At 58.0% G+C, this 19,982-nt stretch carries 21 protein-coding genes; 7 read left to right on the plus strand and 14 right to left on the minus strand.

Annotated features, from left to right (window positions below; translation table 11 throughout):
- Window positions 1-14: 14 nt before the first annotated feature.
- The 12 genes from KSP9073_RS08165 to KSP9073_RS08220 form a co-directional block, all read right to left on the minus strand.
- Window positions 15-515 (minus strand): GNAT family N-acetyltransferase, encoded by a 501-nt coding sequence (locus KSP9073_RS08165; protein WP_108842480.1) that lies wholly within the window; start codon window positions 513-515, stop codon window positions 15-17.
- On the minus strand, window positions 512-1,597 hold the full coding sequence (locus KSP9073_RS08170) for a DegT/DnrJ/EryC1/StrS family aminotransferase (RefSeq protein ID WP_108842481.1): 1,086 nt from the start codon (window positions 1,595-1,597) through the stop codon (window positions 512-514). Before KSP9073_RS08170 ends, KSP9073_RS08165 begins: the two co-directional genes overlap by 4 nt.
- Window positions 1,594-2,463, minus strand: coding sequence for a glucose-1-phosphate thymidylyltransferase RfbA (gene rfbA / locus KSP9073_RS08175; RefSeq protein ID WP_108842482.1), 870 nt, complete (start codon window positions 2,461-2,463; stop codon window positions 1,594-1,596). The genes KSP9073_RS08170 and rfbA overlap by 4 nt, the downstream gene beginning before the upstream one ends.
- On the minus strand, window positions 2,460-3,530 hold the full coding sequence (gene rfbB / locus KSP9073_RS08180; protein ID WP_108842483.1) for a dTDP-glucose 4,6-dehydratase: 1,071 nt from the start codon (window positions 3,528-3,530) through the stop codon (window positions 2,460-2,462). The genes rfbA and rfbB overlap by 4 nt, the downstream gene beginning before the upstream one ends.
- Window positions 3,531-3,985: 455 nt before the next feature.
- Complete coding sequence (locus KSP9073_RS08185) at window positions 3,986-4,444, minus strand: DUF3429 domain-containing protein (RefSeq protein ID WP_108842484.1); 459 nt, start codon at window positions 4,442-4,444, stop codon at window positions 3,986-3,988.
- A 78-nt stretch (window positions 4,445-4,522) separates the two neighbouring features.
- Window positions 4,523-4,945, minus strand: a complete 423-nt coding sequence (mnhG, locus tag KSP9073_RS08190; protein WP_108842485.1) for a monovalent cation/H(+) antiporter subunit G — start codon at window positions 4,943-4,945, stop codon at window positions 4,523-4,525.
- Window positions 4,938-5,207, minus strand: coding sequence for an MrpF/PhaF family protein (locus KSP9073_RS08195; protein ID WP_108842486.1), 270 nt, complete (start codon window positions 5,205-5,207; stop codon window positions 4,938-4,940). Before KSP9073_RS08195 ends, mnhG begins: the two co-directional genes overlap by 8 nt.
- 31 nt (window positions 5,208-5,238) lie before the next feature.
- Complete coding sequence (locus tag KSP9073_RS08200; RefSeq protein ID WP_108842487.1) at window positions 5,239-5,712, minus strand: Na+/H+ antiporter subunit E; 474 nt, start codon at window positions 5,710-5,712, stop codon at window positions 5,239-5,241.
- The gene (locus tag KSP9073_RS08205; RefSeq protein ID WP_108842488.1) at window positions 5,709-7,217 is read right to left on the minus strand and encodes a Na+/H+ antiporter subunit D; all 1,509 of its coding nucleotides are present in this window, start codon (window positions 7,215-7,217) and stop codon (window positions 5,709-5,711) included. Before KSP9073_RS08205 ends, KSP9073_RS08200 begins: the two co-directional genes overlap by 4 nt.
- On the minus strand, window positions 7,214-7,561 hold the full coding sequence (locus tag KSP9073_RS08210; protein WP_108842489.1) for a Na+/H+ antiporter subunit C: 348 nt from the start codon (window positions 7,559-7,561) through the stop codon (window positions 7,214-7,216). Before KSP9073_RS08210 ends, KSP9073_RS08205 begins: the two co-directional genes overlap by 4 nt.
- A 30-nt stretch (window positions 7,562-7,591) precedes the next feature.
- A complete protein-coding gene (locus KSP9073_RS08215; RefSeq protein WP_108842490.1) occupies window positions 7,592-8,017 on the minus strand; it encodes a Na+/H+ antiporter subunit B in 426 nt (141 codons plus the stop codon).
- A complete protein-coding gene (locus KSP9073_RS08220; RefSeq protein ID WP_108842491.1) occupies window positions 8,014-10,314 on the minus strand; it encodes a putative monovalent cation/H+ antiporter subunit A in 2,301 nt (766 codons plus the stop codon). The genes KSP9073_RS08215 and KSP9073_RS08220 overlap by 4 nt, the downstream gene beginning before the upstream one ends.
- Before the next feature lie 549 nt (window positions 10,315-10,863).
- Here KSP9073_RS08220 and KSP9073_RS08225 point away from each other — a divergent pair.
- From KSP9073_RS08225 to KSP9073_RS08250, 6 genes are read left to right on the plus strand one after another with little or no spacing between them, the layout of a single operon-like run.
- Complete coding sequence (locus KSP9073_RS08225) at window positions 10,864-13,656, plus strand: monovalent cation/H+ antiporter subunit A (RefSeq protein WP_108842492.1); 2,793 nt, start codon at window positions 10,864-10,866, stop codon at window positions 13,654-13,656.
- A complete protein-coding gene (locus tag KSP9073_RS08230) occupies window positions 13,656-14,009 on the plus strand; it encodes a Na+/H+ antiporter subunit C (protein WP_108842493.1) in 354 nt (117 codons plus the stop codon). The genes KSP9073_RS08225 and KSP9073_RS08230 overlap by 1 nt, the downstream gene beginning before the upstream one ends.
- Window positions 14,006-15,541, plus strand: coding sequence for a monovalent cation/H+ antiporter subunit D (locus KSP9073_RS08235; protein WP_108842494.1), 1,536 nt, complete (start codon window positions 14,006-14,008; stop codon window positions 15,539-15,541). The genes KSP9073_RS08230 and KSP9073_RS08235 overlap by 4 nt, the downstream gene beginning before the upstream one ends.
- The gene (locus tag KSP9073_RS08240; RefSeq protein ID WP_108842495.1) at window positions 15,531-16,022 is read left to right on the plus strand and encodes a Na+/H+ antiporter subunit E; all 492 of its coding nucleotides are present in this window, start codon (window positions 15,531-15,533) and stop codon (window positions 16,020-16,022) included. Before KSP9073_RS08235 ends, KSP9073_RS08240 begins: the two co-directional genes overlap by 11 nt.
- Window positions 16,019-16,288 (plus strand): K+/H+ antiporter subunit F, encoded by a 270-nt coding sequence (locus tag KSP9073_RS08245; protein ID WP_108842496.1) that lies wholly within the window; start codon window positions 16,019-16,021, stop codon window positions 16,286-16,288. The genes KSP9073_RS08240 and KSP9073_RS08245 overlap by 4 nt, the downstream gene beginning before the upstream one ends.
- A 9-nt stretch (window positions 16,289-16,297) precedes the next feature.
- Window positions 16,298-16,729: a Na+/H+ antiporter subunit G gene (locus KSP9073_RS08250; RefSeq protein ID WP_108842497.1), complete on the plus strand. Its 432-nt coding sequence runs from the start codon at window positions 16,298-16,300 to the stop codon at window positions 16,727-16,729.
- Between the two features lie 20 nt (window positions 16,730-16,749).
- On the opposite strand, the gene hemH is transcribed toward KSP9073_RS08250, so the two are convergent.
- Complete coding sequence (hemH, locus tag KSP9073_RS08255) at window positions 16,750-17,739, minus strand: ferrochelatase (protein WP_108842498.1); 990 nt, start codon at window positions 17,737-17,739, stop codon at window positions 16,750-16,752.
- A 138-nt stretch (window positions 17,740-17,877) separates the two neighbouring features.
- Here hemH and KSP9073_RS08260 point away from each other — a divergent pair, with 138 nt between their 5' ends.
- The gene (locus tag KSP9073_RS08260; protein WP_108842499.1) at window positions 17,878-19,470 is read left to right on the plus strand and encodes a cryptochrome/photolyase family protein; all 1,593 of its coding nucleotides are present in this window, start codon (window positions 17,878-17,880) and stop codon (window positions 19,468-19,470) included.
- A gap of 108 nt (window positions 19,471-19,578) precedes the next feature.
- Here KSP9073_RS08260 and KSP9073_RS08265 read toward each other — a convergent pair whose 3' ends face one another.
- Window positions 19,579-19,881, minus strand: a complete 303-nt coding sequence (locus KSP9073_RS08265) for a hypothetical protein (RefSeq protein ID WP_108842500.1) — start codon at window positions 19,879-19,881, stop codon at window positions 19,579-19,581.
- Between the last annotated feature and the right edge of the window lie 101 nt (window positions 19,882-19,982).

Below are 19,982 nucleotides of genomic sequence, written 5' to 3' on the forward strand. Positions count from 1 at the left end.
CCCACTGCATTGCATTAACGGGCATGATCAGATGGATCATTGAGCACCATGTTCAGCTGCAGTGATTCGACGCCCCATTCATTGGTCTCCACACGCTCGACCACAAAACCCATCTCTTCATAAAAGGCCAGAATTTTGCCACGATGCCACGTTCTTGCCCGCAGATTGTGCATGCCGGCCGCTCGACAGGATTCAATGCCTCGGGTCAGCAGGGGCCTGGCAATCCCGCTGCCCCGATAGTTCGGCAACACACTGATGAAGGTGGCATAGGCCTGATGGTGCTCGAGATCATTGGCATAGCAGGCGATGGCCGCCACGACATCATCGCCATAGAGCACATAGTTGACCTCGGCCAGGCGCAGCAGCTTGTCCACGTAGTCAGGCAGATGATGCTGAGCTGACAGAGGCGGCTCAAACTCGTGCTCCACCTGCTCGATAAAGCGCAGAAACGCTTCCGGCGAGACTGCACGGTCGCGATGATGATAAAAGACAAGCCCTTGGGCATCGTTGCTCATGCGGTCTCCAGTAGCAGGGCTTCTTCGATATGACGCATCACCCTGTCGGCATCTTCCCGGGGCATGGTCACAAAATTGGGCAGGCACAGAACCCGAGCGGCGATATCCTCTGATACGGGCATATGAGCGCCATTACCCTCCACCGCACCAATGAGATTGAGCGAGGGATAAAAGTAGCGGCGCGGATGAATGTCCTGCTCGGCCAGATAGCGAAGCACCCTTTCTAGCTGCGCTTCACTTTGCAGCAGGACGGGATAATAGCCGTGATTGATCTCGGCCCCCGGGACCAGCCCCGGGCGCGTGATGGGCAGACCATGATGATCGATCCACCGATCATAAATCCCCGCGATACTGGCCCGGCTTTCAAGGATGTGCTCCAGCCAGGGCCAGAGCGCCAGCCCCATGGCGGCGTGCGCTTCCGAACCCTTGGCATTGATGCCGGCGCCGCCTTCCTGTCCAAAGGCACGCAGTGACGCGATGCGCCGGCTCAGATCGGCGTTGCGGGTAAACAGTGCCCCACCTTCGATGGTGTGAAAGAGCTTGGTGGCGTGAAAGCTGGTGATGCTGATATCGCCATAATCCAGCAGACTGCGACCGAGATGGCGCGACCCGAAAGCGTGCGCGCCGTCATAAATCACCTTCAGGTCATGACGCCGGGCGATGGCCTCGATGGCTTCCACATCACAGGGGTGGCCATAGATGTGGGTGGCCAGAATAGCGCAGGTCTCGGGCGTGATGGCCGCCTCGATACGTGCAGGATCCAGCGTCAGGGTCCAGGGCTCGATATCCACAAATACCGGGGTCAGTCCTTCCCACAGCAGCGCATTGAGGGTAGCCACGAAGGAAAACGGTGTCGTGATGACCTCGCCTTCCAGCGCCAGCGCCTTGAACGCCACCTGCAGCGCCAGCGTACCGTTGGCGACAAAGTGACAGTGGTCGATGCCGAGAAAGTCCTGAAGGTGGCCTTCAAAGGACTGCACCAGTGGCCCGTGATTGGTCAGCCACTGCCTTGAAAACATATCGTTGATATAGCGCTGATAATCCGCCTCGGGAGGCAGGAAAGGACGCGTAAAGGGGATCATGGCGACTCCAGTAGCGAGATCAGGTACTGCCCGTAACCGTTTTTCTCCAGAGCGCGCCCTTCTGCCATCAGCGCGTCACTGTCGATCCAGCCGTTACGCCAGGCAATCTCTTCAAGACAGGCCACCTTGTAGCCCTGTCGCTTTTCGATGGTTTCGACAAACTGGGCAGCTTCCAGCAGGCTTTCGTGGGTACCGGTATCAAGCCAGGCAAACCCGCGACCCAGCAGCTCGACATTGAGTCTGCCCCGCTCCAGATACGCCTGATTGACGCTGGTGATCTCCAGCTCCCCTCGGTGGGAAGGCCGAACATCACGGGCAATGTCGACCACGTCGTTGTCGTAAAAATAAAGACCGGTCACGGCATAGCGTGATTTTGGCTCGACAGGCTTTTCTTCCAGCGACAGCACACGTTGCTCACTGTCAAATTCCACGACGCCAAAGCGCTCCGGGTCGCGCACCTGATAGCCAAAGATCGTGGCACCAGTACCGCGCTCGACCGCACGCTTGAGACGCGGGACAAAACCGTGCCCGTAGAAGATGTTGTCTCCCAGCACCAAACAGACACTGTCATTGCCGATAAAGGACTGGCCGATGAGAAATGCCTGCGCCAGCCCGTCAGGGCTGGGCTGCGCGGCGTATTCGATCGATATCCCGAAGCGCCCGCCATCCCCGAGAAGGCGCTTGAACAGGGGCTGCTCGACAGGCGTGGTAATGATCAGTACTTCCCGGATACCGGCCAGCATCAGTATCGACAGCGGATAGTAGATCATCGGCTTGTCATGGATGGGCAGCAGCTGCTTCGACACGCCCAGCGTGAGCGGATACAGCCGTGTACCGCTGCCGCCGGCTAAAATGATGCCTTTCATGCTGTCACCCTCAGGCCCTGACGCTCGCGGGTCTGTTCGACCTCGACGCCATGGCACCAGTCACCGTGCGCCAGAAACCACTGCACGGTCTTTTCGATGCCGCTTTCGAAGCTCTCCTGTGGACGCCAGCCCAGCTCACGCTCAATGTGCGAGGCATCGATGGCGTAGCGCCGATCGTGCCCCGGGCGGTCGGTCACATGAGTAATGAGGTCATGAAAGCGGCTAACACCGGCAGGATGGGGGACATCAAGGCGCTCGAGCACATCACAGATCGTGGTCACCACGTCGATATTGCGACGCTCTTCATGACCACCGATGTTGTAGTTGGTGCCGATTTTTCCCTGCGTCATGACCAGGTGAAGCGCCCGGGCGTGATCCTCGACGTACAACCAGTCACGGATCTGGTGGCCTTCCCCATACACCGGGATGTCGCGCCCCTGCAGGGCGTTGAGAATGACCAGCGGAATCAGCTTCTCCGGGAAGTGCCAAGGCCCATAGTTGTTCGAGCAGTTCGTGATCAGGGTGGGCAGGTCGTAAGTGCGCTGCCATGCGCGCACGAGATGGTCGGCGCTGGCCTTGCTGGCGGCGTAGGGGGAACTGGGCGCATAGGGTGACGTTTCGCTAAAGGGCGCGGCATCAAGGGCGAGATCCCCAAAGACCTCATCCGTTGAGACATGGTGAAAGCGAAAGCGCTCGCGCGCCTCACCTTCGAGCCCTTCATACCAGCTGCGGGCGGCTTCCAGCAGGTTAAAGACGCCAACAATGTTGGTGTCGATAAAGACAGCAGGGCCATCGATGGAGCGGTCAACATGAGACTCGGCAGCCAGATGCACCACCACATCCGGTTGATGGGTCGAAAACAGCCGATCCAGCGCCGAGCGATCACGAATGTCTACCTGTTCCAGGCAGTAGCGTGGGTCCTGGTCGATATCTTTCAGCGTGGCGGTATGTCCGGCATAGGTCAGACAGTCAACGTTTACGATACGGCAGGTATCGTGCGCGATAAGGTGGCGTATCAATGCCGAGCCGATAAACCCCGCACCTCCGGTAACGATGACAGTCTGCATGATGTGCTATCCCCTGATCTCATGTGCCGGCCCGACTTTTGTCTATAAGGATAATCGACACAAGAGAGTATTTTTCGTTGGCCACCAGCCTGACAGCAGTATTTGTTAATATAAAAATAATATTAATAACAATGAATATTGGCTGGCATTGATAACGTAATAGTTACAGAGGATAGACAAACAAAATGCTCATATGTTGTGCCGAAACCGCCATGAATTATGGTTGCTCAGCACTTCCAGGAAAGACTGTCATTGACTATAAATAAAAGAATGGGATGTTGTAGGAAGTGCCATACAAAAAAACGCCGCTCGTTATTAAACGAGGGCGTTTTCATGAATATGATGACTTTAAATATTGCTCGACAATTAAGTCTGCCAAAAAAATTTCAGTAAAAGTTAAGTTTTAATAGGCCCATCGTCATGGCGACCGGAGCGCTGATGCTGATATTGAATGCCTACGTCAGCGTCAATAACGCCAGAATGGACAGATGGGAGATCACCACCACGACCGTCAGCAGGGTACGCAGTGAGGTATACCAAGGCGGCAGGCGCTCAACGCTATCACTCTGGGCCTCATACAGACGAATCAATAAAAATCCCGTCATCAGTGCCAACAGCGCAAAGCGGGGGCTGAGCATCAGTGCCGGCCATGCCAGCAGTGAGGGCGCCATGGCCACGACCATGCGAGAAGTGAAGTGATGGCTGCCCTCATGATCAATGCTCATCGCCACCCCCCAGTGCACGCCCCCCAGAAACGAGAGGATAACGGCGCTGTAATAGAGAAAGGCCTGAAATGCGACAGCCTGCCACCCCGGCACCGAGAGCAGAATAACGGTGGCAAGCCCCACAAAGGGGATCAGTCCGGCGATACCCAGAAGCCAGGGCAATGTCGCAAATTTTTTTCCAGACAGCATGGCAGGATCAGTATTCAGAAAGTGGTGATAACAAGCATAGCAACGCCCGGTGGCTGACGATACATGCAGCGTCTGACGTCAGTCCTCGCCCTTGTGACTGTCATGGGCATGAGATTTTCCTGCCTCCTGCCCTCTTGCCGTCTTTTTCAGACCGCTGTGCAGGCGATGGCTCAACGGATTGTAATTGGGCCGCAGCTCATCCTTTACCGTCCCCTTCCACAGCTCGATCCCGACGAAATAGCCGGCACGACCAATGGCATGCGCCGCTACCGGCGCGGTCATCAATACAAAAAAGGTGATGGCGATCGTCCGGGCAAACACGACCTCTTCCAGAAAATGCAGTGCCACGCCTGCCATCAACAGCATGACCCCCAGCGAGGCTCCCTTGGTAGAGGCATGCATGCGGGTCAAAAGATCCGGTAGCCGTACAATACCGAGCGCTGCAATCAGCATGAAAAAAGAGCCTGCCAGCAACAAAAATCCCTGAAGCAGTTCAATCATCCCGACGCCCTCCTCGCTCCAGAAAACGTGCAAATCCGACAGTGGCCAGAAACGACATCAAGGCCACGACAATGGCAACATCCAGAAAGCTGGTCTCATCGCTTTGGAGTGTGTGAACCCCGATGATGCCGACAATGATCATCGACAAAAGCTCAAGCGCCACCACCCGGTCCGGCAGGCTGGGGCCCATCACCAGGCGCGCAAGGCAGAGGACCATGGAGAGGGCCAGAATGGCAAAACTCAGATGGATCAGTATCTGCATGTGGCCCCCGTCATGTTCACGATGGTCGTGGTCATCTCAGCACCGCCAGAGCCCGCCGCTCCATCTCCCGAAGATCTCCTCTCAGGGTCTGCTCGTCGTCCAGGAACATGGCATGAATGAACAGCACCTGCCGATCGTCGGAAATATCCAGACTCAGCGTGCCCGGTGTCAGTGAAATCAGATTGGCCACAAACGCAATTTCAAAATCGGTCTTCGCTTCCAGCTCGAATGCAATCACGCCCGGCGTCATGTGCCAGGGCGGGGTCAGGACATCAAAGGCGACCTTGAAATTGGCCATGAAAAGCTCGCGCAGAAAATAGAAAACAAAAGAAATCATTTTCGGCAGGCGCGTGCCGTAGCCCTGAAGGCCGGGCAGCTGGTTTTGCAGCAACAAAATGACCAGATAGCCGAAGGCCAGACCGGCCAGCATGCCGCCCATGCTGAAATCGCCACTCAGCGCAATCCAGGCCACCGCCAGCAGCAGATTGGATAAAAGCCCGGTCATGGCTGCTCTCCCAATACGGCATCGATGTAGCCCTGTGGATCAAGAAGCTGCGCAGCCGATGCTTCTGCCACGTCATAAAGCAGCTGACCGTTGAGACCGATGAACACCGTACAGCCCGCCAGTCCCACGATGGGCAACAGCATCAGCCAGAGATGACGCTGGGACAGCGGCGTGCCCCGAAGAGCGGCCCCCTTATTCTCAGGAGATGCTTTCCAGAACACCTCGGCCCAGATCTTGGTCATCGAATAGAGCGTCAAAAGCCCCACCAGCAGCGCCACCACCGTAATGGTGATATGGCCGGCCTCGATACTGGCACGAATCAGGACAAACTTGGCAAAAAATCCGGACAGTGGCGGCACCCCGGCCAGCGACAGCGCCGGAATCAGAAAGAGCACGCCCAACAGCGGCCAGGCCTTGTAGACACCGCCCAGTCGCTTGAGGTCATGGGTGCCCTTCAAGCGATATACGACACCACTGATCAGGAACAGATTGGTCTTCACGATGATGTGATGAAGGATATAAAACACCCCGCCAACCAGCGCCAGCGGCGTAAAAAGCGCCAGCCCCATCAGCATGTAGCCGATCTGGCTGACGATATGAAAGGAGAGGATGCGACGAAACTCGAACTGGGCTGCCGCCCCCAGAACACCGGTCAGCATGGTCAGCCCTGCCACCCACAATAGAATGTCGTGGGTGTAATCCACGGACTGATTGAAGATCAGCGTGAAGACGCGAAACAGGGCGTAGACGCCGACCTTGGTCAAAAGCCCTGCAAACAGGGCCGATACCGCCACCGGTGGCGTGTGGTAAGCCGCTGGCAGCCAGAAAAACAGGGGAAAGGCCGCCGCCTTGATGCCAAATGAAATCATGAACATCACCGCCAGCACATCAATGAGCGTCTTGTCCTCCACCAGCGCGACGCGACGGGCGATATCCGCCATATTGAGCGTACCGAGCGTGCCGTATAACAGGCCAACAGCGCTCAGGAAAATGACCGATGAGAGCAGGTTGAGCGTCACATACTTGATGGCCCCTTCCATCTGAGCCCGCTCGCCGCCCAGAATCAACAGCGCGAAGGACGCCAGCAGCATCACTTCAAACCAGACATACAGATTAAAGATGTCGCCGGTCAAAAAGGCCCCCGCCACTCCGGCCAGCAGCAGATGCATGAGCGGATAATAGCCAAAGGTTTCATGCCCCCGCCCGATGGTCGGCAGTGAATACACCGCCACGGCAAACCCGATAATGCCGGTCAACACCACCATGATGGCGCTTAAAAGATCTGCCACCAGCGTAATGCCAAAGGGCGCGGCCCAGCCGCCGGCATTCATGATCACGTACCCTTGCGCCTGCACGCTGACAAAAAGCCAGATGCTGGTGCCCAGCAGTGCCGCCGTCCCGGCAACACCAATCAATCGCTGCATCAGACGCGAGCGCCAGAACGCCATCGACAGGGCGCCCGCCATGAGCGGAATCAGGATGGGAAGAGCGACTTCCGGGCTCACGTGTCGTTCTCCTTCATCTGATCCAGATCGTCGACCCCGACAATCTGGCAGGCGCGGCGAATCAGCACCACGGCAAACGACAGAACCCCAAAGGCGATCACGATCGCCGTCAGTACCAACGCCTGCGGCAACGGGTCGGCAATGACATCCCCCAGCGGATCACCGTTCATGGGGATCAGCGGGGGCGCATCCCGCGTCATGCCCGCGGTTGCAAAGATCAGCAGGTTGGCCGCGTTTGAAATCAGGATCAGCCCGATCACCAGTTTGACGATCGACCGTCGCAGCATCATGTAAATGGCCGCTGCGTAAATCACGCCGATGACCACTGCCATTATCGGTTCCATGTGATGCCCTCCCCGGATGGTACGCGCGCGTCATGCTTCATCCTTGTCGACCTCCGACAGCGTGATCACGGCCGTCAGCACTGCCCCCAGCACCACCAGGTACACACCGATATCAAAGATCAGCGGCGTGGACAGCTTGAGCCCCAGACCCGGCACTTCCCACCATTGAGCGGTCAAAAACGCCTCTCCCTGCCACCAGGCAGGCAGGGCCGAGCCCACCCCCAGCAAAAGACCAAAACCGACGCAGTCACGCGGGTCGACACGCAGTAGCCGTCGGGTAGCGGCCGGGCCGTTAACGAACTGATGCAGCGCAAAGGCGCCGGCGACCACAAGCCCCGCAATAAAGCCACCACCCGGCTCATCGTGGCCCCGCAGCAATAAAAAAAGAGAAAACAGAATTTGTAGCGGCACCAGCGTCCGGGCGGCGACCGAGAGGATCAGGGTGCCTGTTTTCATGGCATCTTCCTCTCTTTGGCCTGCAGTCTGAGCATGGCCAGCACACCGATGGCCGCCAGTGACAGCACAAAGATCTCACCGAGTGTATCGAGTGCGCGGAAATCGACCAGAATCACGTTGACGATGTTGTGGCCGTGCCCCAGCGGCACACTGTTGTCGATCATGTATTCAGAAATGGACGTAAAGAGATCCTGCCCAAGCACGGTCAGCATCAAAAGGGTCATGAGCCCGCCCGTCATGACGGCCACGAACATGTCACGCACCCGCTCCATGGGCGTCGACAGGCTCGCAAACTGCGGCATTCGAAAGAGCACCAGAATGAGCAAAATGACCGTCAGGGTCTCGATCAGAAGCTGCGTGATGGCAAGGTCCGGCGCACTGAACAGTAAAAAGATCAGCGCGATTCCAAAACCCATCACCCCCGCGGCTGCCACGGCGGCCAGGCGCGAGCGCATCATGCAGGCAACGATGGCACTGGCGGCGATGACAAGCGCCACAACCACCTCCTGCAGGCGCACATCAAGCGCCAGGTCAAATACCGGGCCATGACGCACCAGCAGTGTATAGCCGGTCAGCCCCGTAAAGCTGAGCAGGGTCAGAATCAGGTAATTGCGCATGTAGCCGCTTTGCAAAAGACGTGTCTGCCACCCGGCCACGCGGACCAGCAGATCCATCAGCTTCCAGTACCCGGCTTCAGGGCCACGATCGAGCACCGGGCTGAAGCGATGAATTACGCCTCGCACGCCCGGCCAACGCCAGCACACCAGAAGCCCCACGCCCAGACTGATCATCGACATCATCAAAGCCGTATTGAGGCCGTGCCAGAGATACAGGTCTGTCACCACCTCGGCGCCCATGACCGCACCCGCCGCCGCGTTCAAAAGACCATCGCCGGCCAGCCACGGCATAAAGCCCAGCACCAGTGACAGGCCCGCCAGCACACAGGGCCCGGCCAGCATGGACAGGGGCGCCTCATGGGGCGTTTTCGGGGTTGCCTTGAGCGCACCGAAAAAGGGTCGCAGGGCCACAATGCCGGCAGCGGCCACGACCAGTACAGAGGCCAGCAGACTCATGCCAATGAGAAAGCCGGTATAGCGCGGCGCCTCAAGCACGGCTTCAAACATCAGCTCCTTGGCCACAAACCCAAAAAGCGGAATGACCCCGCCCAGCGACAGGGCCGCCACGAAGGCACAGGTTGCCGTGATCGGCATGAGCCGACGCAGGCCACCCATCTCATCGATATCCTTGGTGCCCGTCTCATGATCAAGCGCCCCGGCCACCATGAACAGCGCGCCCTTGTAGAGCGAATGCGCGGTCAGAAAGGTGACAAAGGCGATCATGGCGGCCTCACCCCCGATGCCCAGCAGCATGGTCAGGGTGCCAAGTGCCATGACCGTGGAATAGGCCAGCACCTTCTTGATGCCCGTAAACCGAAGGGCCAGAAAGGCCCCGACCACCATGGTGATCGCGCCGATCACACACAGGATGGTCATCCAAGCCTCCGTGCCGCCCAGGCCCGGCTGCAGACGCGCCATGAGATAGATACCGGCCTTGACCATGGTGGCCGAGTGCAGATAGGCCGAGACCGGGGTCGGGGCGGCCATGGCATTGGGCAGCCAGAAATGAAACGGGAACTGGGCCGACTTGGTAAAGGCGCCACCCAGCAGGCACAGCAGCATCGGCAGATAAAGCGCGTGTTCGCGCAGCGATTCGCCATCACTGAGCAGTGTTTGAAGCGACCAGCTGCTGCCCGCCACGTTGAGCAGAATCAGACCGCTCATGAGCGCCAGCCCCCCGGTGAAGGTGACCAGTAACCCCTGCAGGGCCGATTTGCGCGCGGCCGCGTCCTCGTGATTGAAGCCGATCAGCAAATAGGAAGTGATACTGGTCAGTTCCCAGAACACGAAAAGCGTCATCAGCCCGTCCGCCATGACCACCCCGAGCATGGAAGACATGAACGACAGAATCAGGACATAAAACCGGGCAAGCTGAGGATGGTTGTAGAGATAGCCACTGGCGTAAAGGATGATCAGCGTGCCGATGCCGCTGATCAAAAGACCGAACAGTAGCGATAGGCCATCCAGCCAGAAACTTAAGCTGAGCCCAAGGCTCGGAGCCCAGGCCTGCTCGAAATAAAGGCCGCCCGACTGCAGGACCTGAGGTGCCAGTGACACCAGCCAACAGGCAATGGCGGCAGGGTAAAGCGCAAGGACCAGTCCGGTACGGCTGCCGCACCAGCGAGACAGAAAGGGAACAAGGATGGCCAGAGCAAATCCGGCCAGCACGGCAATCTGCATGATGCGCTCTCTCCTTTTGCTGTCCTGGGTGATGAGATGACCGCGACGCGTGGCATCAATTATGCCGCTTACATCCTTGCCTGTTTGTGGAAGAAGGCAGCAAATCGGGCTTGATATGCTATGGTAGATTCGCATTACAGCGGGAATGGCGTGCCCTTTTCAATCATTTAACCTTAAGATTCGGGTTTGACGGCGAAAAGGGCGTCTGCGCATGACAAGGGGTATTGCCAGCACGTCATCTGCAAGGGAGAATCGCCTAACTGCTTGATGTCATTGCATAGCGCAACATTCTGCAAATGATTAACAACAAGGGCCGGCCCCTCAACGGGAGACGGCTTCCCGCTCATGGCGGGTTTCTGTTCGAGACCTCTGACCGGCCCTGCAAGGAATCAACTGACGCATACTGCACTGCGGGATTTGCTCGCTGTGTCGTCTATTCATGATGCCCGTTATCCGGCTTGCTTCAGCACCTGTGCTGCGGGTCACCGGTCATCGTGGCATGTCGAATAGTCAGTACACTGGAAGCCATTCATCAGGAAACAAGCATTCATGACCCTGCCCTGGATCCCTCTGCTGACCTTTCTGGGCGTTTTTGTGCCCGCGCTTGCCATTCGTGGCGGCAGAACCGTCTGTGCACTGGCCACGGCCGTCGCCCCGGCCATCGCCCTTGGCCTGGTCCTGTTTTTCTATCTGGGGCATGACGGTGAAGAGGTCATGCGCACCTCATTTCAGTGGCTTCCATCGCTGGGCCTTGAAGTGGCCTTTCGCCTGGATGGGCTATCGCTGCTCTTTTTATTGCTGATTCTCGGCATTGGTCTGTTGATCATCCTCTATACCCGCTACTACCTGTCCGAAAAGGACTCGATGTCGCGGTTTTATGCCTTTTTGATTTTGTTCATGACCTCCATGGTCGGCATTGTCATGTCGGACAATCTGCTGCTGATGTGGGGGTTCTGGGAATTGACCAGCATCTCTTCGTTTTTGCTGATCAGCTTCTGGTCACACGAAACGACGGCGCGCAAGGGGGCGCGCATGGCGATGACCGTGACCGGCGCCGGAGGTCTGGCCCTGCTGGCCGGCATCATGCTGATCGGCAAGGTGACCGGCACCTATGACATCGGCACGGTGCTTGAAAGCCATGATCTGATCACGGCAAGCCCGCTCTACCCGGCCATTGTCGTGCTGGTGTTGCTGGGCGCCTTTACCAAGTCGGCCCAGTTCCCGTTTCATTTCTGGCTGCCTCACGCCATGGCGGCCCCGACGCCGGTCTCGGCCTATCTTCACTCGGCCACCATGGTCAAGGCGGGCATCTTCCTGATGCTGCGCCTGCATCCGGCGCTGTCAGGTACCGAGCTCTGGACGGTCATCGTGACGCTGACCGGCCTGGTCACGCTGGTCTACGGGGCGTGGTTTGCCTTTTTAAAGACCGACCTCAAGGGAATTCTGGCGTTTTCGACCATCAGCCATCTTGGCCTGATCACCTCGCTGCTCGGGCTTGGCAATTCTCAGGCATTGATTGCGGCCCTTTTTCACATCATCAACCATGCCCTGTTCAAGGCCTCGCTGTTCATGGCCGCCGGGATCGTTGATCACGAAACCGGCTCTCGTGATGTGCGAAAGCTGGGTGGCCTTTACCGCCTGATGCCGATCACGACGGCACTTACCTGTATTGCCACCATTTCGATGGCCGGTGTGCCGCCGCTGAACGGCTTTATCTCCAAGGAAATGTTTTTCACCGAAGCGCTGGCCTCACAGCAGTTCGGTGGTCTGTCATGGATTGTGCCCCTGCTGGCAGGCCTGGGCGGGCTGCTTTCCGTCGCCTATTCGCTGCGTCTGGCCTATGCCACCTTCTTCCGGCGCCCGCGTCAGGAGCCACCCAAAACCCCTCACGAGCCCCCCTGGCCGATGCGCTTTCCCATCGAGCTGCTGGTGGTTCTGTGCATCATTGTAGGGCTGGTACCGACCCTGCCGCAGACACCGATCCTAGAAGATGCCGTTCGCGTGACGATGTCCGGTGAGATGCCCGAATTTCACCTGGCGCTCTGGCATGGCATCAACCCTGCCCTGCTGCTGAGCATGGCGGTCATTGCCGCTGGCATCGTGCTGCATCTGCTCCATCGCCACATGATGCGATTCAATCGTCAGTTTCGCCCTCAGGATGCCCGCTACATTTTTGAAGCCTTTGTTCAGCGCCTGGTCGGGCTGTGTCAGCGTCTGACCGACCGGCTCGAAAATGGCTCGCTGCAGCGTTACATGTTCCTTCTGATGGCTGTATCGGTACTGGCCATGGCGCTGGGCCTGGCAGATCTGGATACACTGACCGGCAACCTCGGCCAGCAGCCGCTGGACCCGATCGTGGCCATGGGCGCAGCACTTTTGATCATGGGGGGCGTGTTGACCGCTGCCCTGCACCGCTATCGCCTGATTTCCCTGTTGATGCTCTCGGTAGTGGGGCTGGTGGTCTCGCTGACCTTTGCTCGTTTCTCGGCGCCGGACCTGGCCCTGACGCAGCTGTCGGTTGAAGTCGTGACCATGATTCTTTTGATGCTGGCGCTTTTTTTCCTGCCGCAAAAAACACCCAAGGAGTCCGGGGGTGCCCGCGTGGTGCGTGACGTTCTGATCGCCACGGGATTCGGGGGGGCCGTTGCAAGTCTCAACTTCGCGGTGCTGACCCGTGATCTCGACAGCATTTCGGAATTTTTCATCCGTCAGAGCGTACCGGGCGGTGGCGGCCACAACGTGGTCAACGTCATCCTGGTGGACTTTCGTGGCTTCGATACGCTGGGTGAAATTACCGTGCTTGCCATTGCGGGCCTGGCCATTTTCAAGCTGCTCAACCGGCTTCGCCTGTTCATGCCGGCCACCGATATGGAAGGTCGCCTGTGGTCCGATGATCGCCATCCGACGCTTTTGATGGTGGTGTCCCAGACCCTGCTGCCGCTGGCCCTGCTGGTGTCGTTTTTCATCTTCCTGCGCGGCCATAACCAGCCCGGCGGCGGCTTTATCGCCGGTCTGATCACGGCAGTGGCCCTGATTCTTTTGTATATGTCACGCGGCGTCGAATGGGCACAGCAGCGGCTGGACTTTCAGTTCCAGCCCATCGCCATTGCAGGCGTTGCCCTGTCGACCTTTACCGGGCTTTGCAGCTGGCTGTTTGGCTACCCGTTTTTGACCTCGACCTTTGATCATTTCCATCTGCCTCTGATCGGTGATATCGAACTGGCCAGTGCACTGATCTTTGATGGTGGCATCTATCTGGCGGTCGTTGGCGCCACGCTGATGATCCTGGCCAATCTGGGCAAGCTCACCACCGCACATCGACCCAACAAGGACAACCCCTGATGGAAGCGCTCTACGCCATCACCACCGGTATCCTGACCGCCAGCGGCATTTATCTGACCCTGCGCGGGCGTACCTTTCCGGTAGTCGTCGGGCTGACGCTGCTCTCTTATGCCGTCAACCTGTTTTTGTTTTCCATGGGCGGTCTGACCACTCATGGCGCAGCGCTGGTCGGCACCACTGAACACTACGCCGACCCCCTGCCACAGGCGCTGGTGTTGACTGCCATCGTTATCGGTTTTGCCATGACGGCCTTTGCCATCATTCTGGCGATGCGCTCCAGAGGCGATCTGGGCAGCGACAGCGTCGATGGCAACCGCACCGATCGTGAAGACCCGCGGGAGAACAAGGCGTGATGCAGCATCTGCCCATTTTTCCGGTTCTGCTGCCTCTGTTGGTGGCCATTATCCTGCTGCGAAAGCGTGAAGGCGCTGATCCGGTCAGGCGAACCATCTCCATTACAGCCACGGCACTGCTGGTCGCGATTGCCTTCTGGCTGGTCAGTCAGGTGGCCGACGGGGAGACCCTGGTCTATCGACTGGGCAACTGGCAGGCGCCCTATGGCATCGTGCTGGTGGCCGATCGGCTATCTGCCATGATGGTCCTGCTGACGGCCCTGCTGGCGCTGGGCAGCGTGATTCACGCCAGTGGCGGTGAGGACAATCAGGGCTCCAACTTCCACGGGCTCTTTCATCTACAGCTGATGGGGATCAACGGTGCCTTTCTGACCGGTGACCTTTTCAACCTGTTTGTCTTTTTTGAAGTCCTGCTGCTGGCGTCCTACGCGCTTTTGATGCACGGCGGTGGCAAGGCGCGCGTTCAATCCGGATTGCATTATGTCGTGTTGAATCTGGCCGGCTCTTCGCTGTTTTTGATCGCGCTGGGCGTTTTGTATGGCAGCATCGGCACGCTCAACATGGCCGACATGGCCGAGCGCGTCAGCCAGCTGCCGGCGGACCGGCAGGGCCTCGTCCGCGCCGGCGCCCTGCTGTTGCTGGTGGTGTTTGGACTCAAGGCCGCCATCCTGCCGCTCTATTTCTGGCTGCCCCGGGCCTATAGTTCGGCGCCTGCGCCAATCGCCGCTCTTTTTGCCATCATGACCAAGGTAGGGATCTACGCCATCTTCCGCGTATTCACCCTGATCTTTGGTGAGCAGGCCGGGGGGCTTGCGCATCTGGCACAGCCCTGGCTGTGGTGGGGCGGGCTGGCAACCCTTGGCATGGCAACGCTTGCCGTGCTGTCTGCACGCGACCTGCGCATGCAGATTTCCTATTTCATGCTGATCTCGATCGGCACCCTGCTGTGCGGTCTGGGCATGGAGGGGACGGCGTCGCGTGGGGCCATGCTGTTCTACATGCTGCATACCACGCTGATCAACGGCGGGCTTTTCCTGCTGGCCGACATGATTGCCGACCAGCGCGGCAAGGTCGGCACCCGCATCGTTCGCAGCAAGAAATTCAAATACGCCACTCTGCTCAGCGCCCTGTACATGATCGGCGCCGTCAGTTCCGCCGGGCTTCCCCCACTGTCCGGCGCGCTGGCAAAGGCGTGGCTGATGTCAACGGCGACCCTGTCGGAAGGCCTCTGGCTTTGGCCACTGCTGCTATTATCCGGCCTTGCAGGGGTCGTGGCCGCCTCACGTGCCGGTTCGACCATCTTTTGGCGTCACGGTAACGGCGACCCGGCAGGTGAACGCCTTTCCCGTGGCAAGCTGGTCGGCACCGTGGTGCTGTTGTCTGCCGCACCGCTGCTGGTGATACTGGCAGGCCCCATCGGCGGCTACACTCAGGCTACCGCCGAGCAGATCACGGACACCGTGCAGTATCGCAGCGCCGTACTGGGCAATGTCACTTCAGACACGTCAGGAGCGTCTGTCGATGCTGATTAAACGCTGTCTCCCCAGACCCATTCTTTCGTCGATCCTGACGATGGTCTGGATCATGCTGTCCGACATTATCACCTATGGCTCCGTCATCATGGGCATCATCCTGGGGATTGCCATTCCACTGATGACCCAGCGTTTCTGGGATGCGCAACCGGTGGTCAAAAAACCGCTGCTGCTGCTGCGGTTCACCCTGCGCGTCATGCTGGACATTCTCGTGGCGAACCTGGAAGTGGCCTGGCTGATTTCCCGTCCCTGGCGGCGCCCTCGTCCCGCTTTTATCGAGTATCCCCTGACACTCAAACGTGACTTCAGCATTACGCTGCTGGCCAGCACCATCAGCCTGACGCCGGGCACTATTTCGGCCAATCTGAGGCTCGACGGGCGCAGTCTGCTGATTCATGTGCTGGATACCGACGATGAGCAGGCCATCATTGACGAGATATACAACCGCTACGAGCGACCGCTCATGGAGATTTACGAATGATCGGTATTGCGCTGTGGATCAGCTTTTTTCTGGTCGCCATGGCCATCATTCTCAACGCCTATCGACTGCTGGTAGGCCCTTCCCTGCCCGATCGCATCATCGCGCTCGATACCATGTACGTGAACAGCATTGCGCTGATTATCCTGTACACGATCTGGCTGAGTACGCGGGTCTATTTCGAAGGCGCCCTGCTGATTGCCATGCTGGGATTTATCAGTACCGTGGCCGTATGCAAGTATCTGCTGCGCGGCGACATCATCGAATAGGAGACCATCATGGCGTGGCTGGACAAGGCATGGGTTGATACGGCACTTGAGACGTTAACGGCCTTTTTTCTGATCGCCGGGGCGCTGATCACTTTCATCAGCTCTTTCGGAATGGTGCATCTGCGTGATTTCTACCTGCGCATGCATGGGCCGGCCAAGGCCACGACCCTTGGCGTGGGCCTGATTCTGGTCGCCTGCATGTTTTATTTTCTGCTGATTGAGCGCACCTTTCATATTCAGTTGCTGCTGGTCACCATTTTCCTCTTGATCACGGCGCCCATTAGCGCCCACCTGCTGGCCAAGGTGGCACTGCATCAGAAGCTGCCCAGCGATATCTCGACCACCGGAGCCCCCAGTGAGCTGCGTGAAGAGGATGTCGGCCAGGAACCGGACACACCGCATCCGGAAGACCCCGGCAGCGGTCAGCGCCACAGCCCCTGAGGCGCTGACCGGCGCGAGGCTCAGCGCCAGTTGCGCGTATTTCTCTCGACCAGTCCCGCCAGCGCCTCAATGTGACTTTCGCGGTCATTGAGCGCCGGCACATAGCTGTAGTCTTCTCCGCCGGCTTCCACGAAATATTCCCGGTTTTCCTGCTGAATTTCTTCCAGCGTTTCCAGACAGTCGGCCGAAAAGCCGGGGCAAATGACGTCGATACCGGGCGTGGTTTTTACGTCCCAGTTCTTGAGCGTTTCATCGGTATAGGGCTTGAGCCACTCCTCCCGCCCGAAACGCGACTGAAAGGTCATGGTCCACTGGCTGTCCTCAAGGCCAAGCTCGCGGGCCAGGGCTTCACTGGTCCCACGACAGTGCTTCGGATAGGGGTCACCTTCCTCGGCATAACGCTTCGGGATGCCGTGCCATGAGATCAGCAAGTGATTTTGCTTGCCACGCGTGGCCCAGTGCTCCCGAACGCTTTCGGCAAGCGCTGTAATGTAGCCGCGGTCATCATGGTAATCGCGGATGAAGTGCATCTCGGGGATATCCGGGCACGGCTTGAGCGCATCGGCCAGACGGTCAAAAACGGCTGCCGTGGTGGTGCGTGAATATTGCGGATAGAGCGGCAGCACCACGATTCGGTTGACCCCGGCGCGACGAAAGGTAAGGCCGGCGCTTTCCATGGTGGGCCGGCCGTAGGTCATGCCCAGTTCGACCGGCATGTCGCAACCATACTGCGCATCCAGATGCGCCTTGAGGGCACGCTGCTGACGCTTGCCAATGGCCAGCAGGGGCGACCCTTCTTCCTCCCAGACGCTGGCATAAGCCTCGGCCACCCTTTTGGGACGAGTCCTCAGCACAATGCCATTCAGGATGCACCACCAGAGCGGGCGGGAAACGTCAATCACGCGCCGGTCCCACAAAAACTCGCCAAGATAGCGCCGTACGGCGGAGGGGGTGGGCTCATCCGGGGTGCCAAGATTGGCCAGCAGTACGCCGAAGGGGGCCTGCGCCATGTCTATACTCCTTGCAGTGACAAGAGGGGCTTGATTGTACAAACCCTCAAAACAATCAATTTTAATGAAATTATTCTATCAGCGCTGTTCGGGCAGTGCTGATGAAATGTCCCTATTCGCCATATGCAGGAAGTGTAAATGTCTCGACCCCTGATCGTAATCCTGGGTGATCAATTGACCCACGATCTTCCCGTATTGACAGGCGCACCGGAAAACGCCGTGGTGGCCCTGTTCGAGGTAGAAGAAGAAGGTCGCTATGTGCCCCACCATCCGCAAAAGATCGCCTTTCTTTTTTCGGCCATGCGCCATTTTGCGCACATGCTTCGCCAGCAGGGGCATCAGGTGCACTACACCTGTCTGGACGACAGCGATAACACCCAGGATCTGATCAGCGAAGCCGAACGGATCGCAGGCCTTTATGACTGCGACGACATTCGAGTGACTTCTCCCGGCGAATGGCGTCTTTTTGATCGCATTCAGAAAAGGCGAGGCAACACACTTCCTTGGTACATGGTGACCGATGATCGCTTTTTTTGCTCACGCGAAGGTTTTAATCAATGGGCACAGGGCCGTCAGCGATTTCGCATGGAGCACTTTTATCGCTGGATGCGTCGCGAAACCGGCCTGTTAATGGATGAGCAGAACAACCCGCAGGGGGATCAGTGGAATTTCGACCAGAACAACCGCAAGCCTATGCCCAAACACCTCATCCCACCTGAACCACCCGAACACCAACCAGACTCACTCACCCGTGAGGTGATGACACTGGTCGAGACGCATTTCGGCCACCATTTTGGCACCCTTGAAGGATTCAACTGGCCTGTCACTAGACGTCAGGCACTCAATGACCTGGCTCATTTTATCGAGCACGCCCTGCCCTTTTTTGGCGACTATCAGGACGCCATCAGCGATCAGCATCCTTTTTTGTATCATGCCCGACTGTCCGGTGCGCTCAATGCCGGGCTGCTCAGACCGCGGGAGGTCTGTCAGGCTGCCGAAAATGCCTGGCGTGACGGCAAGGTGCCGATTAACAGTGCGGAAGGCTTCATTCGACAAATTCTGGGATGGCGCGAATACGTGCGCGGCATTTACTGGCTGAACATGCCCGACTACAAAAGGCGCAATGATCTCAATGCCGACCGGGGCCTGCCGGCCTTCTACTGGACCGGCGACACCGATATGCGCTGCTTGAAACGCGCCATCGAGATGACACGGGATCACGCCTATGCCCATCACATTCAGCGGCTGATGGTCACCGGCAACTTTGCCCTGCTCTGCGGTGTCAGCCCGGCGGCGCTGTGCGACTGGTATCTGGCCGTGTATATCGATGCCTTTGAGTGGGTCGAACTGCCCAACACCCTGGGTATGGTGCTGTATGCCGATGGCGGCTATCTGGGCTCCAAGCCCTACTGCGCTTCGGGTAAATATATCGATCGCATGTCGGATCACTGTCAGCACTGCCGCTATGACGTCAAAAAAAGCATCGGCGAGGACGCCTGCCCCTTCAACAGCCTTTACTGGCATTTTCTTGAGCGCAATGAAAAGCAGCTGTCCGGCAATCAGCGCATGAAGCTCATTTATGGCTCACTTAATAAAATGAGTGACGACAAGCGACAGGCCCTGCGTGAACAGGCCCTTCGTTTTCTGGATCAGCTTGAGGAGACACCGGCTTACGGACAGGGCGATCATCTGGCGGGATATGAAAGGCGAACCGGCAAGGGCGGTGATTGACCCGGGCCACCATGGAAAACGCCGGCAAAAGCCGGCGCAAGGTCATTCAATCAATGTGTCATGTTTTGGTATTTTTAACGGCATGCGCCCCAATCGAATTCGCGATGATCAGATCGCAATGGCCAGCTCGGGCAGGTTGCCCAGCTGCACCAGACGGCGTGAACTGTCACTGCCATCTTCTTCATTCTGACGCACGATCCAGGCGTAGCTGATACCGGCCACCAGCAGTTGGTCGATGGCTTCATCAATCGAGCGGAACAGGCAGGGCTTGCCCCGGCGACTGAGCTTTTGGCGATTGCCGCTGCCCGTTTCACATTCGATCTGATAAATATGGCTCAGTGTGTTGCGTACAACGCGTACTTCCATTTCATTGTGATGTGACGCGGCATATCGAAGTTGCTGTAATTCCATGTAACCCTCCCTGGGCTATCTTCTCGTCGCACTCTGGGCGACGGTTATTTCTATGTCTTTTCTATCAGTTATTAAAAGAATAACAGTGCCGGATGACGATT

It is taken from the genome of Kushneria phyllosphaerae (assembly GCF_900312995.1).
GTDB lineage: Bacteria > Pseudomonadota > Gammaproteobacteria > Pseudomonadales > Halomonadaceae > Kushneria > Kushneria phyllosphaerae.

Excerpts from the sequence above, each read along its gene's own strand:
- KSP9073_RS08185 (WP_108842484.1), bottom strand. The coding sequence starts at position 4,444 with ATGCTGTCTGGAAAAAAATTTGCGACATTGCCCTGGCTTCTGGGTATC.
- KSP9073_RS08265 (WP_108842500.1), bottom strand. The coding sequence starts at position 19,881 with ATGGAATTACAGCAACTTCGATATGCCGCGTCACATCACAATGAAATG.
- KSP9073_RS08170 (WP_108842481.1), bottom strand. The coding sequence starts at position 1,597 with ATGATCCCCTTTACGCGTCCTTTCCTGCCTCCCGAGGCGGATTATCAG.
- KSP9073_RS08240 (WP_108842495.1), top strand. The coding sequence starts at position 15,531 with ATGCTGATTAAACGCTGTCTCCCCAGACCCATTCTTTCGTCGATCCTG.
- rfbA (WP_108842482.1), bottom strand. The coding sequence starts at position 2,463 with ATGAAAGGCATCATTTTAGCCGGCGGCAGCGGTACACGGCTGTATCCG.
- KSP9073_RS08225 (WP_108842492.1), top strand. The coding sequence starts at position 10,864 with ATGACCCTGCCCTGGATCCCTCTGCTGACCTTTCTGGGCGTTTTTGTG.
- hemH (WP_108842498.1), bottom strand. The coding sequence starts at position 17,739 with ATGGCGCAGGCCCCCTTCGGCGTACTGCTGGCCAATCTTGGCACCCCG.
- mnhG (WP_108842485.1), bottom strand. The coding sequence starts at position 4,945 with ATGATTGAACTGCTTCAGGGATTTTTGTTGCTGGCAGGCTCTTTTTTC.
- KSP9073_RS08165 (WP_108842480.1), bottom strand. The coding sequence starts at position 515 with ATGAGCAACGATGCCCAAGGGCTTGTCTTTTATCATCATCGCGACCGT.
- KSP9073_RS08215 (WP_108842490.1), bottom strand. The coding sequence starts at position 8,017 with ATGAAAACAGGCACCCTGATCCTCTCGGTCGCCGCCCGGACGCTGGTG.
- KSP9073_RS08200 (WP_108842487.1), bottom strand. The coding sequence starts at position 5,712 with ATGACCGGGCTTTTATCCAATCTGCTGCTGGCGGTGGCCTGGATTGCG.
- KSP9073_RS08195 (WP_108842486.1), bottom strand. The coding sequence starts at position 5,207 with ATGCAGATACTGATCCATCTGAGTTTTGCCATTCTGGCCCTCTCCATG.
- KSP9073_RS08250 (WP_108842497.1), top strand. The coding sequence starts at position 16,298 with ATGGCGTGGCTGGACAAGGCATGGGTTGATACGGCACTTGAGACGTTA.
- KSP9073_RS08210 (WP_108842489.1), bottom strand. The coding sequence starts at position 7,561 with ATGGAACCGATAATGGCAGTGGTCATCGGCGTGATTTACGCAGCGGCC.
- KSP9073_RS08245 (WP_108842496.1), top strand. The coding sequence starts at position 16,019 with ATGATCGGTATTGCGCTGTGGATCAGCTTTTTTCTGGTCGCCATGGCC.
- KSP9073_RS08230 (WP_108842493.1), top strand. The coding sequence starts at position 13,656 with ATGGAAGCGCTCTACGCCATCACCACCGGTATCCTGACCGCCAGCGGC.
- rfbB (WP_108842483.1), bottom strand. The coding sequence starts at position 3,530 with ATGCAGACTGTCATCGTTACCGGAGGTGCGGGGTTTATCGGCTCGGCA.
- KSP9073_RS08220 (WP_108842491.1), bottom strand. The coding sequence starts at position 10,314 with ATGCAGATTGCCGTGCTGGCCGGATTTGCTCTGGCCATCCTTGTTCCC.
- KSP9073_RS08260 (WP_108842499.1), top strand. The coding sequence starts at position 17,878 with ATGTCTCGACCCCTGATCGTAATCCTGGGTGATCAATTGACCCACGAT.